General features: G+C 72.6%; 14 protein-coding genes. 9 read left to right on the top strand and 5 right to left on the bottom strand.

From position 1 onward, the window contains the following. Positions 1-435: 435 nt before the first annotated feature. Both ACH4UM_RS19515 and ACH4UM_RS19510 read left to right on the top strand, forming a co-directional pair. The gene (locus ACH4UM_RS19515; protein WP_398180619.1) at positions 436-1,395 is read left to right on the top strand and encodes a LysR family transcriptional regulator; all 960 of its coding nucleotides are present in this window, start codon (positions 436-438) and stop codon (positions 1,393-1,395) included. Positions 1,396-1,612: 217 nt separating this feature from the next. Continuing rightward, the gene (locus ACH4UM_RS19510; protein ID WP_398180484.1) at positions 1,613-3,592 is read left to right on the top strand and encodes a collagenase; all 1,980 of its coding nucleotides are present in this window, start codon (positions 1,613-1,615) and stop codon (positions 3,590-3,592) included. Positions 3,593-3,794: 202 nt separating this feature from the next. Here the strand turns inward: ACH4UM_RS19510 and ACH4UM_RS19505 are convergent, their stop codons facing one another. Together ACH4UM_RS19505 and ACH4UM_RS19500 are read right to left on the bottom strand one after the other, a co-directional pair. Next, positions 3,795-4,637 (bottom strand): patatin-like phospholipase family protein, encoded by an 843-nt coding sequence (locus ACH4UM_RS19505; RefSeq protein WP_398180481.1) that lies wholly within the window; start codon positions 4,635-4,637, stop codon positions 3,795-3,797. Positions 4,638-4,698: 61 nt separating this feature from the next. Next, positions 4,699-5,292 carry a TetR/AcrR family transcriptional regulator gene (locus ACH4UM_RS19500; RefSeq protein WP_398180478.1) on the bottom strand — a complete coding sequence of 198 codons (594 nt, stop codon included), beginning with the start codon at positions 5,290-5,292 and terminating at the stop codon, positions 4,699-4,701. Between the two features lie 242 nt (positions 5,293-5,534). Between ACH4UM_RS19500 and ACH4UM_RS19495 the strand changes: the two genes are divergently transcribed. Genes ACH4UM_RS19495 through ACH4UM_RS19480 form a run of 4 tightly spaced genes read left to right on the top strand, consistent with a single transcriptional unit; the run spans position 5,535 to position 10,573 of the window. Next, positions 5,535-6,161 (top strand): (2Fe-2S)-binding protein, encoded by a 627-nt coding sequence (locus tag ACH4UM_RS19495; RefSeq protein WP_398180476.1) that lies wholly within the window; start codon positions 5,535-5,537, stop codon positions 6,159-6,161. Next, on the top strand, positions 6,158-7,150 hold the full coding sequence (locus tag ACH4UM_RS19490) for an FAD binding domain-containing protein (protein WP_398180473.1): 993 nt from the start codon (positions 6,158-6,160) through the stop codon (positions 7,148-7,150). The genes ACH4UM_RS19495 and ACH4UM_RS19490 overlap by 4 nt, the downstream gene beginning before the upstream one ends. Next, complete coding sequence (locus tag ACH4UM_RS19485) at positions 7,147-9,294, top strand: xanthine dehydrogenase family protein molybdopterin-binding subunit (RefSeq protein ID WP_398180470.1); 2,148 nt, start codon at positions 7,147-7,149, stop codon at positions 9,292-9,294. The genes ACH4UM_RS19490 and ACH4UM_RS19485 overlap by 4 nt, the downstream gene beginning before the upstream one ends. Further along, complete coding sequence (locus ACH4UM_RS19480; RefSeq protein WP_398180467.1) at positions 9,287-10,573, top strand: XdhC family protein; 1,287 nt, start codon at positions 9,287-9,289, stop codon at positions 10,571-10,573. The genes ACH4UM_RS19485 and ACH4UM_RS19480 overlap by 8 nt, the downstream gene beginning before the upstream one ends. Positions 10,574-10,647: 74 nt before the next feature. Here ACH4UM_RS19480 and ACH4UM_RS19475 read toward each other — a convergent pair whose 3' ends face one another. Beyond that, positions 10,648-11,043 (bottom strand): DUF5997 family protein, encoded by a 396-nt coding sequence (locus ACH4UM_RS19475; protein WP_398180464.1) that lies wholly within the window; start codon positions 11,041-11,043, stop codon positions 10,648-10,650. A gap of 58 nt (positions 11,044-11,101) precedes the next feature. On the opposite strand from ACH4UM_RS19475, the gene ACH4UM_RS19470 reads away from it, so the two are divergent. Then, positions 11,102-11,956 carry a LysR substrate-binding domain-containing protein gene (locus tag ACH4UM_RS19470; RefSeq protein WP_398180461.1) on the top strand — a complete coding sequence of 285 codons (855 nt, stop codon included), beginning with the start codon at positions 11,102-11,104 and terminating at the stop codon, positions 11,954-11,956. Positions 11,957-12,058: 102 nt separating this feature from the next. On the opposite strand, the gene ACH4UM_RS19465 is transcribed toward ACH4UM_RS19470, so the two are convergent. Together ACH4UM_RS19465 and ACH4UM_RS19460 are read right to left on the bottom strand one after the other, a co-directional pair. Then, positions 12,059-12,535, bottom strand: coding sequence for an Lrp/AsnC family transcriptional regulator (locus ACH4UM_RS19465; RefSeq protein ID WP_398180455.1), 477 nt, complete (start codon positions 12,533-12,535; stop codon positions 12,059-12,061). Between the two features lie 53 nt (positions 12,536-12,588). Continuing rightward, the gene (locus tag ACH4UM_RS19460) at positions 12,589-12,864 is read right to left on the bottom strand and encodes a hypothetical protein (protein ID WP_398180628.1); all 276 of its coding nucleotides are present in this window, start codon (positions 12,862-12,864) and stop codon (positions 12,589-12,591) included. On the opposite strand from ACH4UM_RS19460, the gene ACH4UM_RS19455 reads away from it, so the two are divergent. Both ACH4UM_RS19455 and ACH4UM_RS19450 read left to right on the top strand, forming a co-directional pair. Beyond that, positions 12,806-14,368 carry an FUSC family protein gene (locus ACH4UM_RS19455; RefSeq protein ID WP_398180452.1) on the top strand — a complete coding sequence of 521 codons (1,563 nt, stop codon included), beginning with the start codon at positions 12,806-12,808 and terminating at the stop codon, positions 14,366-14,368. The genes ACH4UM_RS19460 and ACH4UM_RS19455 overlap by 59 nt on opposite strands. Positions 14,369-14,555: 187 nt before the next feature. Continuing rightward, positions 14,556-15,596 carry a lactonase family protein gene (locus ACH4UM_RS19450; protein ID WP_398180449.1) on the top strand — a complete coding sequence of 347 codons (1,041 nt, stop codon included), beginning with the start codon at positions 14,556-14,558 and terminating at the stop codon, positions 15,594-15,596. Positions 15,597-15,656 lie beyond the last annotated feature (60 nt).

The raw sequence follows: 15,656 nt of genomic DNA, 5'->3' as shown, positions 1-15,656 counted from the left end.
CGATCTCGGCAACCGGTGGCAGCGATGTCACCGGCGGTTCAATCCCGCACCCACCACAGAGGGGGCGCCTACGCGCGGCGTGCTCATGGCGGGGTTGTCCTTGCCGGAGTCCGGCGGACACCGGCAAGGACAACCCGAACCGTCAGGTGCGGCTGAGCTTCCTCGGCCGGAACATGCGACGGAACCGTGGCGCCGGATTCCCGCCGCGACGGAACCGTGGCGCCGGATTCCCGCCGCACCCAATGCCCCTGCGGGCGGCCGGGAGTAGCGCTGGCGGTCGCGTGGCCGCTCCCGTACCGAACGGCGACGCACCCGTGTCTTGTGGGTGGGAGGGTGCGATGGAACGCTTCCCCTCCGCCGGTGCGTCCGGAGGGCGGCATGGTCGTCACCGTCGTGTGGCTGGGCGGCCAGGTGATGCGGACGGGGAGAGGGCGGATGGAGTTGGAGCTTCGGCATCTGCGCGTGCTGTGTGCGATCGCCGACGCGGGGAGCGTGGGCCGGGCCGCGTCGGAGCTGGGGTACTCCCAACCGGCTGTGAGCACCCAGCTCCAGCGGATCGAACGCTTCTTTGGCGCCCCGCTGTTCGAGCGCGGGGTGTCCGGCGTGAGGCTGACGCGATACGGATCGGAGGTCGTGGCCCAGGCGCGGGACGTCCTCGCACGAGCGGAGGCGATCGGGCGCCGTCCGGCGGGGGGCGCCGCGCGAACGCGTCGCATCCTGCGTGTTGCCGCGACCAACTCGCCGGTTCTGTCGGGCATGGTGGTCCGGGTCCGAGGTCGGCTGCCGGATGTGTCGCTGACGGTGAGCAGCGTGTACGCGTCCTCCCGGATCGTCGAACTCCTGGAGCGGGGCGAGGTGGACGCCGCGATCGCCGCGGACTATCCCGGAATGGAATTACGCCATTCCGCCGCGGTGGCCCATCGCGGGATCGTCACCGAGCCGACGTTCGTGGCCCTGCCGGCTCGGCACCGGCTCAGGCGCCGTCCCCAGGTGGCGCTCGCCGATCTGGCCGAAGACGCCTGGTTCGTGACACCTGACGACGGGGCCGGCTGGCCGGGAGTCTTCTACGCGGCATGCGAGGCGGTCGGCTTCTCGCCGGTTGCCGTGCACGAATTCCTCGGCGACCAACTGCAGTTGCAGAACATGATCGCCGACGGCCTCGGGGTGTCCTTGGTGCAGGCGACGCTCCGGCCGACCCCGGACGTGTTGATCAAACCTCTGATCGGCACACCGCTGTGGTGCCGCTACGTGCTGGCCTGGCGGCACGACCGGGTTCCGGACGAGATGGCGGAGACGCTGTTCGTCTGCGCTGCTGCCGCGTACCGCGAACTCATCGCGCAGGCATCGCACTTGAGGGCATGGGGTTCGCGAACGTGGAGCGTGGCCGGGCCGTAGGGGACGGGTCCGGGCCGCACCGGTCGGGTCGCGACCGCCTGCCGGTACGCCCTCCGGCCGGAGGGCGTACCGAACCGCATGGCGCGGCCCGGATGTTATGGCCCAGCAGTGCAATGTGCTATGTCACACGCCATTGCCGGCGGGGACGGGTCCTGAGACGGTGCCTCTCACGCCTCATCACCGCCTTCGAGGCGCATCTATCCGTGAAGGGGTCCAGATGCGCTACCGCTTCCCCCTGCCCAGACGCCTGGCAGGCGCTCTCGCCGCCTGTGTCACAACGGCCGGCGTCCTGGCGACGCCGGCGCTTGCCGCGCCCCCGCGGGCGGCCGACACCGGCGGCGTCACCGAAGTCCGGAACATGGTTCCGCCCGTGCCACCGACCGGTTCGACCATCGGGCCCTCCGAACGGGCCGTCCATGGCCGACGGGTGGCTCCCGCCCAACTCCCGCCCCTCAAGCCGGCGACGCCTCCGCATGACCCGGCTGCCACGGCCGGGCAGGAGGCCGCACCAAGGCCGGCCTCCTGCAATCCGGCCGACTTCGGCAGCCGGACCGGCTCGGCACTGGTCGCGTTCGTCAAGGCCTCGAGCATCGACTGTGTCAACAGCCTGTTCGCCGTCACCGGTACGGATGCTCACAGCATCTTCCGCGAAGCCCGGATGGCCACCATCGCGCGGGCCTTCACGAGCGCGGCCAAGACGTACGGCGGCGGCAACGCGGCTCACGTATGGCAACTCGTGCTCTTCCTGCGCGCGGGCTACTACGTGCAGTTCTACAACCCGTCAGACGTCGGCCCCTACGACGCGGCCCTGACCGCGGCCACGGCCCGCGGCCTGGACGCGTTCTTCGCCCGCCCGCATTCAAAGGACGTCACCTCCGCCAACGGCGACATCCTGGGTGACGTCATCATCCTCACCGACAGCGCGGATCTGCAGGACCGTTACCTGAACGTCTACCGGCGGGTGCTGGACGGGTACAACAGCTCCTACGACGCCGTCACCAGCATGGTGGCGGCCGTCAACGACGTCTACACACCCCTGTGGCGCGGCAACTGGAACACCGCCTACGTCAGTGCGGTCACGGCCCATCCGGGCATCATCGGCACCCTCAACGCGTTCGCACTCCACCACGTGGACCAACTGGGGACCGATCGGGCTTACCTGGACTCCAATGCCGGAATGAACCTCGCCCGCTACGTCGAGCACCCCGCACTGCGGACCAGGGTCCGCCCGCTGGTCAAGAGCCTGTTGCAGGCCTCGAAGATCACCGGCCCCACGGCCCAGTTGTGGGTCGCGGTCGCCACCCAGCTGGACTCCTACGACAGGGCCGGCTGCTCGTACTACGGCGTCTGCGACCTGGCCGGCCAGTTGGCGAGGGCGGCACTGCCGATCACCCACGCCTGCGACGCGACGCACACCCTCCGGGCGCAGGCACTGACGGCTGCCGACCTCGACGCGACATGCGCCGGCGTGCTGGCCCAGGACCCGTACTTCCACGCCCTGGTCAAGGACCAGGGCCCGATACCCGGCCAACACGTTTCCACCATCCAGCTCGTGGTGTTCGCCAGCCGGGCCGACTACCAGACCTACGCCGGGGCGATGTTCGGCGTCAGCACGGACAACGGCGGCATCACCCTGGTGGGAAATCCGGCAGACCCCGGCAACCAGCCGATTTCGATCATGTACCAGAAGGACTACGACGACGGCTTCGTGGCCCGGATCTGGAACCTCAACCACGAGTACACGCACTACCTCGACGCCCGCGACGACATGAAGGGCGATTTCACCCAGCAGACCTCCGTCCCCGACGTCTGGTGGATCGAGGGCCTGGCCGAATACATCTCCTACGGCTACCGCGGCATCACCGACGACCAGGCGGTCACCGAGGCGGGCAAGCACACCTACACACTGAGCACCCTGTTCCAGAACACCTACGCCAACAGCGACCTGACCCGCACCTACCCCTGGGGCTACCTCGCGGTCCGCTACATGATGGAGAAACACCCCGCGGACATCCAACGCATGCTCGGCCATTTCCGAGTCGGTGACTACCCGGGCGGCCACGCTGTCTACGATCCCGGCATCGGCACCCGCTACGACGCCGACTTCGACGAGTGGCTCACCGCGTGCGCCGCAGGCGCCTGCGCCGTGCCGGGCGCCTACGGCCTCCGGCACGGCGGCCTCCGCCCGGTGCGTTAGCCGACCGGCAGGCCGCCGGCTCCCGGCGAGACGGAATCACGCAACGGCCAGGACCGGCACGGAAAGGTCCCGCCAGGCCACCGGTCCGGTGGGACCTGCGCACATCGGGGAGGGATGCTTCCCGCGCCGCGCCGCCGCGTCCTGGTCAAGGCGACGGTCCGCCGGGAGGCAGGGGGCCACGGGCACGCGACGGCCGGGCGGCTCAGGCGCGGGTCCACTCGAGGGTCAGTCCACGCCCCTGCGCGCGCCCGGCCTCTGCGGATGGCCGGCGCGTGGCCGGGTCCAGCGGGTTGGCGCCCAACGCAGCCCTTGACACCTCGTCCGGCTCGACGACCGCGACCTCGGCGCCCTTCGCCCGCAGGTCCTCGACCGACCGCTCCAACGGCATGTCGCTCGGGAACGGCTCGACCGTTCCCATCGGTACGACCACCAGCACGCGCGAAGCGCCCTCGGCGTAGTCGGCGTTGGCGATGGAGCGGACGCCGCCGTCGACATACCGGCGGCCGCCGATGGACACGGGCGGCCATACGCCCGGGACGGCGCAGCTCGCCGCCACGGCGTCGACCAGACTCACCTCGGACGTGTTGTCGAACACCCGTGGCTGTCCGCTCTCGGCGTCCACCGCCACGATCCTCAGTTTCCGCGCCGGCCAGCCGTGGGCAGGCAGCCGCGACTCGATCACCGCTTTGCGCTCCGGTTCCGGCACGGTCGTGGCGCGCAGCGCGAACGTCCCGACCGCGCGGCGCATCTCCGCAATGGTGGCCCCGCCGTCCAGGGCCGTGCCGAGCTCCGCGGCGAAGGCCTCCAGGTCCATCTCGGCCATGAGTTCGGCGGCCTGCAGCGCGGCTTCCACCTGCCGGGCGTACAACTCCTGAAGGCGCAGCCCGCTGCCCAGCTGGGCAGCGACGGTCGACCCGGCGGAGGTGCCCACGATCACGTCCGCCCCGGTCACGTCCTGCCCTGCGTCCGCCAGCCCAGTCAGCAGCCCGGTGATCCACGCGATGCCTCCGACACCGCCGCCACCCAGCACCAACGCCTCGGTCATGCAAGCCTCCCCGAATCGCCGGAATCACCGGCGTGTTTTCGCTGAACCGTTCGGCCGAACCCTAGTCGGCGGGACGTCCGGCCGCTCCGGTGCGCAGGCCGTCCATGACGAGGTCAAGGAGCCGGGCCGCGCGCGGCTGCCAGTCGGTGTGGGGGTCGAGCTGCCAGAGGCCGGCGATGGCGAGGACGAAGTCGTCCGCGCTCACGCCCGGACGGATGGTGCCGGCCTCCTCGTTGGCGCGGAGCAGGAGTTCGGCTGCTGCGGTCACCGGGCTGGGTCCGGGTTTCGCCGGGCTGCCCGGTGCGCCGGTGGCCTGGCGGATCGCGTCCGCAAGGCCGGCCTTGGTCATGGCGAACCGGGCCAGGTGGTCCATCCACTCCCGCAGCGCCCGGTCGGGTTCCCGGCCCTCCAGCAGCTGGGCCGCGCTGTCGGCGACCTGATGCATCTCGTGGCGGTAGATCTCCAGGACGAGCGCCTCGCGGTTGGGGAAGTTGCGGTAGAAGGTGCCCTGTCCCACGCTCGCCTTCTTGGCGATCACGCTCAGCGGGGTGTCGGCGCAGCGGGTCAGCTCGGCCAGCGCCACTTCCAGGATCCGCTCGCGGTTGCGCTGCGCGTCGGAGCGCAAAGGAGGGTCCCCCTCCTTCTTCTGCTGCACTCGTCCTCCTTTCGGGTGCGTCGCCGAACCCGGTCTTGCTAAGCGGACAGGTGTCCGGTAGCGTTCTGTGAACGGACAGTTGTCCGGTTGAGTCCCACGATAGTGGCGCCCCAGGCCTTTTCGCCACGTCCGGCGCCCCCAGTGCCCCGATGCTCCCGACTTCGAATTCTCATCCCCTCCTGATCCGTCCGTCTGCCAGGCCGTTTTCTCGACGTGTTCCGGATACGCGAAAGAAGCTGATCATGGATCCATCGACGTCCAGCGCCATCACCTTGAACATCAACGGCGAGAAGCACACGCTGTCCGTCGACCACCGCACCACCCTGCTCGACGCACTGCGCGAGCGTCTCGATCTGACCGGTACCAAGAAGGGCTGCGACCAGGGCCAGTGCGGCGCCTGCACGGTACTGATCGACGGCCGCCGGGCCGTGTCCTGCCTGCAGCTCGCCGTGGCCGCCGAGGAGCGCGAGATCACCACCATCGAGGGCGTGGCCGAGGGGGACCGGCTGCATCCCGTGCAGCAGGCCTTCCTCGACCTCGACGGCTACCAGTGCGGCTACTGCACGCCCGGGCAGATCTGTTCGGCCGTGGCGGTGCTCGAGGAGCATGCGGCGGGCTGGCCGAGCGCCGTCACCGACGACGTACGGCCCGAAGCGGGACCCCCACCGCTGACCGCCGAGGAGATCCGGGAGCGCCTGAGCGGCAACCTGTGCCGCTGCGGCGCCTATGTGTCGATCGTCCAGGCGGTCGCCCGGGCGGCCGGGACACGGCAGGAGGCGACGCAGGGCGGGCGGACCGTGGGAACCACGGGGACCGCGGGGATCACGGGGACCGCGGGGATCACGGGGACCACGGAGGCGGTGGCATGAGGGAGTTCGGCTATCACAGGGCCCACGACGTCGCGGGCGCAGTCGCGCTCCTGGACGCCGACCCGGACGCCCGATTCCTCGGCGGCGGCACCAACCTCGTCGACCTGATGAAGACCGGTGTCGAGCGGCCCGCGCGCCTGGTCGACGTACGCGAACTGCCCCTCGACGCGATCGAGCCGGCACCGGACGGTGGCCTGCGCATCGGCGCGACCGTCACCAACAGCGACCTGGCAGCCCACCCCGAAGTGCGCCGCCACTACCCGGTGCTGACACAGGCGGTACTGGCCGGCGCCTCCGGTCAGCTGCGCAACATGGCCACCATCGGCGGCAATCTGCTCCAGCGCACCCGCTGCGGCTACTTCACCGACGTGTCCAAGCCGTGCAACAAGCGGCTCCCCGGCAGCGGTTGTCCCGCGATCGAGGGCGAGCACCACAACCACGCCATCCTGGGCGCCTCGGAGCACTGCGTGGCCGTGCACCCCTCGGACATGGGTGTCGCGCTGACCGCCCTCGACGCCGTGGTCTGCTACGCAACCGCCGACGGGCCGGGTGAGTTGCCGCTGGCCGACTTCTACCTTCCCGTGGGCGACACGCCGCACCGGGAGACCGCCCTGCCGCCGGGGGCGCTGATCACGGGAGTGGTCCTGCCGCCCGTCCCGGCCGCCGCCCACTCGCGCTACCGGAAGGTGCGCGAGCGCGCCTCCTTCGCCTTCGCGATCGGGTCGGTCGCCGCCGCCCTCGACGTCCGGGACGGCGTAGTGCACGACGCTCGCCTGGCCCTCGGCGCCGTGGCATCCCGGCCGTGGCGGGCGCGGGCGGCCGAGCGGGTGCTGGCGGGCGCACCGGCCGACGCCGGGACGTTCGCCGCCGCCGCGGACGCCGAACTGGCGGCCGCCCGGCCGCTGCCCCACAACGCGTACAAGGTGACCTTGATGCGCAACCTCGTGGTGGCCGTGCTGACCGAACTCACCGAGGAGGCCGACCGATGACCACCGCCACCCCCTCGACCACGGCGAAGACCTCCTCCACGGCGTTCGTAGGCACCGCGCACACCCGTGTGGAGGGCCTGGAAAAGGTCACCGGAGCCGCCCGCTACGCGGGAGAGATTCCCTTCGCCGATCTGGCCCACGGCTGGCTGGTGCTGTCCACCGTCGCCCGCGGCCGCATCCGCTCGGTCGACACCGCTCCCGTCCTCGGCATGCCGGGCGTCCTGGCCGTGCTGCACCACGAGAACGCCCCGCGTGTCGACACCGACTTCGTCGGCATGATGGGCGTTCCGCCGGACCCCACCTGCGCCCTCTTCCAGCACGACCGGGTGCCGCATCTGGGCTGGCCGGTGGCACTGGTCGTCGCCGAGACGTCCGAGCAGGCCAGGGAGGCCGCCGAGACCCTCGTCGTGCACTACGACCAGGAGCCGCACGACGTCGCCTTCGACGGGGAACACCCCGGCGCCCACCCCGTGGACGGGTACATGCCGGCGGTGGCCGAGAAGGGCGACCTGGAGGCCGAACTGGCCGCCTCCGCCGTCGTCCTGGACGCCGAGTACACCACCCCCGAAGAGCATCACAACCCGATGGAGCCGCACGCGGCGACGGCCCGCTGGGACGGCGGCCGGCTCGAGGTCGTCGACTCCAACCAGGGCGCCGCCTGGGTCGTCGGCGAGCTCGCGAAGCTGTTCTCGCTCGACCCGGCCGCCGTGCGGGTGCGCTCCGAGCACGTCGGCGGCGGCTTCGGCAGCAAGTCGGTGCGCGCGCACCAGGTGGCCGCCGTGATGGCCACGACCGTCCTCCAGCGTCCCGTGCGGGTGGTCATGACCCGCCGTCAGATGTTCTCGCTGGCCGGCTACCGCAGTCCCACGACGCAGCGGATCAGGCTCGGCGCCGACGCCGAGGGGAGGCTGCGGGCGCTGGAGCACCGCTCCCTCAACCTCACCTCCACCGTGCGCGAGTTCGTCGAACCGAGCTCGGGCCCGGCCAGGGTGATGTACGACGCCGACGCCCACCACACCGCCAATCTCGTCGTACGGCTGGACGTGCCGACCCCGACGTGGATGCGTGCCCCGGGCGAGGCACCGGGGTCCTTCGCCCTGGAGTCGGCGCTCGACGAACTCGCCGAGAAGTGCGGACTCGACCCGATCGAACTGCGTCTGCGCAACGAGCCCGAGCGGGGTCCGGTGTCCGGGCTGCCCTTCAGCAGCCGGAACCTGGCCGCCTGCTTCCGCGAGGGCGCCCGCAGGTTCGGCTGGGCGGGCCGGGACGCGCGCCCCGGCCTGCGCCGCGACGGGCGCTGGCTGCTCGGCACCGGCACGGCGGCCGCGTCCTTCGGCGCCGGTGCCGCACCGTCCACCGCGGTCGTGACGGCGCAGGCGGACGGCACCTTCACCGTGCGTATCGCCGCGGCGGACATCGGCACCGGCGCCCGCACCGCACTGACCCTGGTGGCCGCCGACGCCCTGGAGGTCACGCCGGACCGCATCCGGGTGCGGATCGGGGACAGCGACTTCGGGCCGGCGATGATCGCCGGCGGTTCCATGGGCACCCGCTCCTGGGCCTGGGCGGTCACCGCCGCGGCCGGCGAACTGCGAGAACGGCTCACGCTGGGCGCCGACGTCCCGCCGGAGGGCATCACGGTGCGATCCGACACCACGGAGGCCATCGGCGCCCTCGCGCGGAAGGAACGCCACTCGTTCGGCGCGCAGTTCGCCGAGGTCGCCGTCGACGTCACCACCGGCGAGGTGCGCGTGCGCCGGATGCTGGGAATCTTCGCGGCCGGCCGGATCGTCAACCCGCTCACCGCGCGCAACCAGTTCGTCGGCGGCATGACCTGGGGCATCTCCATGGCCCTGCACGAGGAGGCGGTCCGCGACCGGGCGTCGGGCGGCCACTACGGCGCCGACCTCGCCGGCTACCACGTCGCCACGCACGCCGACGTACCGCACATCGAGGCCGACTGGGTGGACGACCCGGACCCGGACGACCCGGTCGGGATCAAGGGCATCGGGGAGATCGGCATCGTGGGTGCCGCGGCGGCGATCGCCAACGCGGTCTGGCACGCGACCGGAGTCCGGCACCGGAACCTGCCCATCCGGCCCGACCGCGTACTGCGGGCGGCCACAGGGGTGCCGAATGCTTGACATCGCCGGTGAGCTGCACTGCTGGATCGAGGAGGGCCGGGACTTCGCCGTCGCCACCGTGGTGGCCGTCGGGGGCAGCGCGCCGCGCGGTCCCGGCGCCGCCCTCGCCGTCGACAGCGAGGGCACGGTCATCGGCTCGGTCTCCGGCGGTTGCGTGGAGGGAGCGGTGTACGAACTGTGCGTGCAGGCGCTCCAGGACGGTCGGACCGTACTCGAGCGCTTCGGCTACAGCGACGAGGACGCTTTCGCCGTCGGGCTGACCTGCGGCGGGATCATCGACGTCATGGTCACCCCGGTCGACGCCCGGGCCCCTGTCAGGCCGGTGCTCCGGGCGGCGCTGTCGGCCGCCGTCCGCAGCGAGCCGGCGGCCGTCGCCCGGGTAGTCCGGGGACCGGCCGGCCTCCTGGGCAGGGCCCTCCTCGTGCGCCCCGACAGCCCGGACGAGAGCACGGACCAGAGGGCGAGCGGGAGCCCGGGCGAGAGCACGGACGGGAGCCCGGGCGGGAGCACGGACGGGAGCACGGACCGTGGCACGGCCGGCGGCATGGAGGACCGTGCGAGCCATGGCTCGCACGGCGGGTCGTACGAAGGCGGCTTCGGCGGGCACCCGGAGCTGGACCGGACCGCGGCGGCCGAGGCCCGGGCGATGCTGGACGCCGGACGCACCGGCACGGTGGACCTCTCGGAGGACGGATCGCACTGTCCCGGCGGCCTCACGCTGCTCGTCGAAGCCAACGTGCCGCCGCCCCGCATGATCGTCTTCGGTGCGATCGACTTCGCCGCGGCGCTCGTGCGGGCGGGCAAGTTCCTGGGCCATCACGTGACCGTGTGCGACGCCCGGCCCGTCTTCGCCACCCGGGCCCGATTCCCCGAGGCCGACGAGGTCGTGGTCGACTGGCCGCACCGTTACCTACGATCCACCCCGACCGACGCGCGCACCGCGCTGTGCGTGCTCACCCACGACGCCAAGTTCGACATCCCGCTGCTGAAGGTGGCCCTGCGGATGCCGGCCGCGTTCGTCGGCGCGATGGGCTCGCGCCGTACCCACGAGGACCGCGAACGGCGGTTGCGCGAAGCCGGTGTGAGCGAAGCGGAACTGGCCCGTCTGAGATCCCCGATCGGCCTCGACCTCGGCGCCCGCACACCCGAGGAGACCGCGCTGTCCATCGCGGCGGAGATCGTCGCGACCCGGCGGGGCGGCACGGGCATACCGCTGACCGGCTCGGGGACGCCGATTCACCGGGACGGGGCGGGGCGGCACGGCGCCCGCGCCGCCTGACACACGAGAGGCCAGGAGCCGGAGGCGGGGCGCGGGCAACTGTGCGTCGGACAGCCCGGTTGCTGGTCCCCGGGTCAGGGACGCGGCTCGCCGCCGCGCTCGGCGTCCCGCTGCCTCAGACGTGCCGTCTCCTTGCGGACCTCGGCCTGGGTGGCGCGCTCCTTCTCCAGCCACTCGGGCCGGTCCTGCTTCACGGCCTCGATCTGCTCGGTGGTCAGGGCCTCGGTGATCCCACCGCGCGCGAGGCCGGCGATGGAGACGCCCAGCTTGGCCGCGACCACCGGCCGAGGGTGGGGGCCGTTGCGTCGCAGCTCCTGCAGCCACTCGGGCGGGTTCGCCTGGAGCTCGTTGAGCTCGGCGCGCGAGACGGCGCCCTCCTGGAACTCGGTGGGCGTGGCGGGGAGGTACACACCCAGCTTCTTCGCCGCGGTGGCGGGCTTCATCGTCTGGGCGGTCTGGTGCGACTTCATGGTGTCCAGACTATCGACCGCGGGCGAGGGGTCCGACCACGCCGGGTAACCTGGCGGCGTGACAGGCTCGGAAAGCTCCTCCCCGTTCCGGCTCGCGTACGTCCCCGGGGTGACGCCCGCCAAGTGGGTGCGGATCTGGAACGAGCGCCTGCCCGACGTCCCCCTCGACCTCCTCCAGGTCCCGGCCGCCGAGGCGTCCGGGGCGCTGCGCGGCGGCTCGGCGGACGCGGGGATCGTACGGCTGCCGGTGGACCGTACGTTCTTCAGCGCGATCCCCCTCTACACCGAGACGACGGTGGTCGTCGTGCCCAAGGACCACCTGATCACGGCCGCCGACGAGGTGTCCGTCGAGGACCTGGCCGACGAGGTCGTCCTCCACCCGCTCGACGACGTCCTCGGCTGGGATCAGCCGCCCGGGGAGCCCGCTTTCGAGCGTCCCGCCACCACGGAGGACGCCGTCGAACTGGTGGCGGCGGGCGTGGGCGTGCTCGTCGTCCCGCAGTCCCTGGCCCGCCTGCACCACCGCAGGGACCTCACCTACCGGCCGGTCGTCGACGCCCCCCAGTCGAGCGTCGCGCTGTCGTGGCCGGAGGAGGCGCACACCGATCGGGTCGAGGACTTCATCGGCATCGTCCGCGGCCGGACGGTCAACAGCACCCGAGGACGCAGTCAGGCACAGAGCCAGGCTTCGGCCCAGTCCCAGGCCGAGCGTTCCGACGGGTCCGGCGCCCGCCGCAAGCCCGGGGCGGGTAGATCGACGGCCCGTACGGGCCAGGGAAGCGGCCGCGCGGGCCAGGGCACGGGCGGTTCCGGCAAGACGACGGCCCGCAGCTCACGGGGCGGCTCCGGAGGCTCAGGTGCCGGGGGTGGCGCCAAGGGCGGCAAGCGGGGCAGGCCGCGCCGCAGGTCGTAACCTGCGTGCCAGGGATGCTCGCGCACAGGTCGCCGCCGGGCTCCGGGTCCCGACGACGTGACCGCGCCGCGCCTGCCGCCGCGTGCCGTCCGGGCGGCGGGATCACTGGCGCGCGGTGCGGCCGATCGACTCCACCAGCGGCAGCAGCCGGTGCGGGACCCGTTCGCGCAGCGCCACCTCCGTGCGGGTGCGGACCACGCCCGGCAGGCTGATCAGCTTCTGGATCACATCCTCCAGATGGGCGTTGTCGCGCGCGACGACCCGGGTGAGCAGATCGCCGCCGCCGGTGATCGAGAACGCCTCGACGATCTCCGGGACGCCGGCCAGCGCGTCCCCGACGTCGTCCAGGTGGCCCTGGGTGACCTCGATGTGCACGAACGCCAGCACCGGGTGGCCGAGCGCGGCGGGGGAGAGTACGGGGCCTGTGCCGGTGATCACGCCGTCCCGTTCGAGACGGTCCAGGCGGGCCTGGAGCGTGCCACGGGCGACACCGAGGATGCGGGCGTACTCGCGCACGCTGGTGCGCGGCTGCTCAAGCAGCAGCCTCAGGATGCGGGTGTCGAGTTCGTCCACGGCCATGGCGGTGCCGGTCTCCTCGTGGGTCGGTGATCGATCCCGACTGTACCAATGGCTCAGCACAGCGCGGTGGTGATGGACCAGGCGGTGTCGTCCATTGGCCCGTCGTCGTCGCCATTTCCCTTGGTGGCAGTATGCCAATGGCCCAGTGCCGCAATGGACACTTGAGCCAGAGGCGGTAATGATGCTGTGATGGCCATGTCGATGGCGCTGCGGATCCCCGCGGCGCCTTTTTCATGCCGGTGTGCCGGGTCTTCGAGGGGGCGGTAGTCAGTGGTGAAGAGGGCGTTCGTGGCTCCGGACCCGGGTCGGATCCGGTTGCGCTTCGCCACCCGGGCCGTCCTCGGCATCGGCCTGGCGGTCGCCGTCAGCGGCCTGGCCGGACACTCCCTTGCGGGTGCCGTCACCGGTGGGCTCGCCGCGCTGCTCGCCCTGTTCACCGTGACCGACCCCACGGTCCGCGGCCAGGCGGTCACCACCGCACTGCTTCCTGTCGCCGGCCTGCCCGTCCTGGCCGCCGCGGCCGAGCTGCACGACCACCCCGTGGTACGGGACCTCGCCTTCCTCGCCGTCGTCGGCGCGGGTGTCTATGCGCGCCGCTGGGGGCCGCGCGGCCACAGTCTCGGTGTGTTCGCGTTCATGACCTTCTTCGCGGCGCAGTTCCTGCACGCCACGACCGGACAGCTGCCCGAGCTGACCGCCGCCGTGCTGCTGTCCGTCCTCACCGCGGCTGCGGTGCGCTTCGGGCTGTGGTGCTACGAGCGCCGGCTGCCCCCGGCCGCCGTGCCCGCCGTGCCCGGCGGTACCGGACTGGCCCGGGTGACCACCCGGCAGGCGGTCCAGGCCACCGCAGGCGCCGGCTTCGCGCTCGTCGTGGGCCAACTGGTGTCCGGACAGCGCTGGTACTGGGCCGTCGGCGCCACCTGGTGGATCTTCGTGAACACCGCCTCGCGCGGCGAGACGCTGGTCCGCGGCTTCCGCCGGGTCCTCGGCACGGTGATCGGCATCGGCCTCGGCGTCCTCGTCGTACCGCTGCACGGCGCCGCGCTCCCCACCGCCGTCGTCGTCGCCGTCTGCGTCTTCGGCATCTTCTACACGGCCGCCGTGTCCTACACCTGGATGATGCTGTGGGTCACGGTCCTCACCGAGTCGCTCTACGGCCTCCTGGGCGTCCTCAGCCCAGGCCTGCTCGCCCTGCGGCTGGGGGAGACCGCCGTCGGCGCGCTCGGCGCCTGGCTGGCCGTGCTGTTCGTGCTGCCCGTCACCACCCATGCCGTCACCGACGCCTGGATCCAGCGGGCCCTGCGCTGCGTCCACACGTGCACCGCGGAGGCCACCGCCCGGCTCGCGGGCGTCCCGGAGGCCGGCCCGGCACCCCGCGTGGCCGAACTCGAGCAGCTGCTCGGCCGCGTACGGCTCTCCGTCGCCCCGCTCGTCCACCCGCTGAACCCGATGCTCGGCCGCAAGCGCCGGGCCCGCCAGGTGCTCGCCCTGCTGGACGACTGCGCCCGGGAGATCCGCGGCCTGGTCGCCGTCGCCGCCGATCCGGAAGCCTCCCACGACGCCCGTCTGGCCGCCGCGTGCTGGCGGGTCGAGGCCGCGGTGGAGGCGCTCATCGAACAGGAGGCCGGGGGGACCGGAGAGGCCGGGGGGACCGGGGAGGCCGCCCGCGCTCGGGAAACGGCCGGAGCCGAACACATCACCGCCGGCATTGCCCGGCCGGCAACGGCGGGTCCCGCCCGCGCCCTCACTCACCTCCACGGCCTGGAGCGGGCCCTGGCGGAACTGGCCGCCCCCCTGCGCACACCGTCGGGTTCACCGCTGGTCGGTGCCTGATCGCTGGGCGCCGCGCAACCGGTGGCCGAGGCCGCGGGCTGCTTCGGGCGACGGCCTTCCGAGGGTGCCCGCCCATCGGCCTCCGTCCCGCGGCCCACCGATACAGGGCGCGCCCCCAGCTTGGTCTAGACCGCGCATGATCGACTGCTACCGTCACCCCGAACGGGTCGACCGAGAGGGGACAGCGGTGACAGACGGCGGCAGGCGGCGACGGCGGGCGTTCATCGGGTCGTTCACGGCGGCGGGAGGCCCCGGTGTCGTCACCGCGGCCGTGGCCGAGCACGGCGGCGCGCTGACCGTGCTGAGCAGCGTCGACGGCGTGCTCGACCCCTCCTACCTCGCCCTGTCGTCCGACGGCGGCACGCTCTACGCGGTCAGCGAGACGGCCGAGGGTGCGTTGGCCGCGTACCGGGTGAAGGGCGAGACGGTCGAGCTCACCGGGCCGCCCGTGCGGGTCGGCGGCAGCGGCCCCACCCACCTGAGCCTGGTCGACGGGCACGTCCTCACCGCCAACTACGGCTCCGGCAGCGTCAGCGCCGTCCCGGTCCGCGCCGATGGACGTCTCGCCCACGCTCCCTCCGGGGTGCTGCGGCACACCGGCTCCGGCCCGCACGAACGCCGCCAGCGAGGTCCGCACGCGCACCAGGTGCAGCCCGACCCGAGCGGCCGCTGGGCCGTCAGCGTCGACCTCGGCACGGACTCCGTGCGCGTGTGCACGCTGACCGGCGGGAAGCCGGTCCTGCACCGGGAGACGGCGCTCCGTCCCGGCTCCGGCCCCCGCCACCTGGCCTTCCATCCGGGCGGCGGGTACGCCTACGTCGTCAACGAGCTCACGCCCACCGTCACCGTCTGCCGCTGGGACCCCGAGGCCGGCTCGCTCAAGCCGCTGGCCGAGACGCCGGTGCTGCCGGACGCTCCGGCCGGGGACGCCCACCCCTCGGGCGTCGTCGTCGCGCCCGACGGCCGGTTCGTGTGGATCGCCACGCGCGGCGAGGACGTGCTGTCCGCGTTCGCCGCCGAGGCGGACGGGGAACGGCTGCGACTGGTCGCTACGGTCCCGTGCGGAGGCCACTGGCCGCGGGCGCTCGCGCACTGCGACGACTTCCTGTACGTCGCCAACGAGCGTTCCGGGGACGTGACCTGGTTCGCCCTGGACCCGGAGACGGGGCTGCCCGAGCGGGCCGGCGCCATCGCGGTGACGGCGGCGTCCTGCGTGATCTTCGACTGATCGCCGTTCCGACGGCCCGGGACGGCGCGGGCACCGTACGGGGCCTTCATCAGTGCGGCA

Source organism: Streptomyces sp. NPDC020801 (assembly GCF_044334385.1).
Lineage (GTDB): Bacteria > Actinomycetota > Actinomycetes > Streptomycetales > Streptomycetaceae > Streptomyces.
The sequence above is the reverse complement of the archived record's forward strand: the minus strand, read 5'-3'. Positions and strand labels throughout refer to the sequence as shown.

Coding starts and splice junctions, on each gene's coding strand:
- ACH4UM_RS19515 (WP_398180619.1), top strand. CDS start 436: ATGGAGTTGGAGCTTCGGCATCTGCGCGTGCTGTGTGCGATCGCCGAC.
- ACH4UM_RS19510 (WP_398180484.1), top strand. CDS start 1,613: ATGCGCTACCGCTTCCCCCTGCCCAGACGCCTGGCAGGCGCTCTCGCC.
- ACH4UM_RS19505 (WP_398180481.1), bottom strand. CDS start 4,637: ATGACCGAGGCGTTGGTGCTGGGTGGCGGCGGTGTCGGAGGCATCGCG.
- ACH4UM_RS19495 (WP_398180476.1), top strand. CDS start 5,535: ATGGATCCATCGACGTCCAGCGCCATCACCTTGAACATCAACGGCGAG.
- ACH4UM_RS19490 (WP_398180473.1), top strand. CDS start 6,158: ATGAGGGAGTTCGGCTATCACAGGGCCCACGACGTCGCGGGCGCAGTC.
- ACH4UM_RS19485 (WP_398180470.1), top strand. CDS start 7,147: ATGACCACCGCCACCCCCTCGACCACGGCGAAGACCTCCTCCACGGCG.
- ACH4UM_RS19480 (WP_398180467.1), top strand. CDS start 9,287: ATGCTTGACATCGCCGGTGAGCTGCACTGCTGGATCGAGGAGGGCCGG.
- ACH4UM_RS19475 (WP_398180464.1), bottom strand. CDS start 11,043: ATGAAGTCGCACCAGACCGCCCAGACGATGAAGCCCGCCACCGCGGCG.
- ACH4UM_RS19465 (WP_398180455.1), bottom strand. CDS start 12,535: ATGGCCGTGGACGAACTCGACACCCGCATCCTGAGGCTGCTGCTTGAG.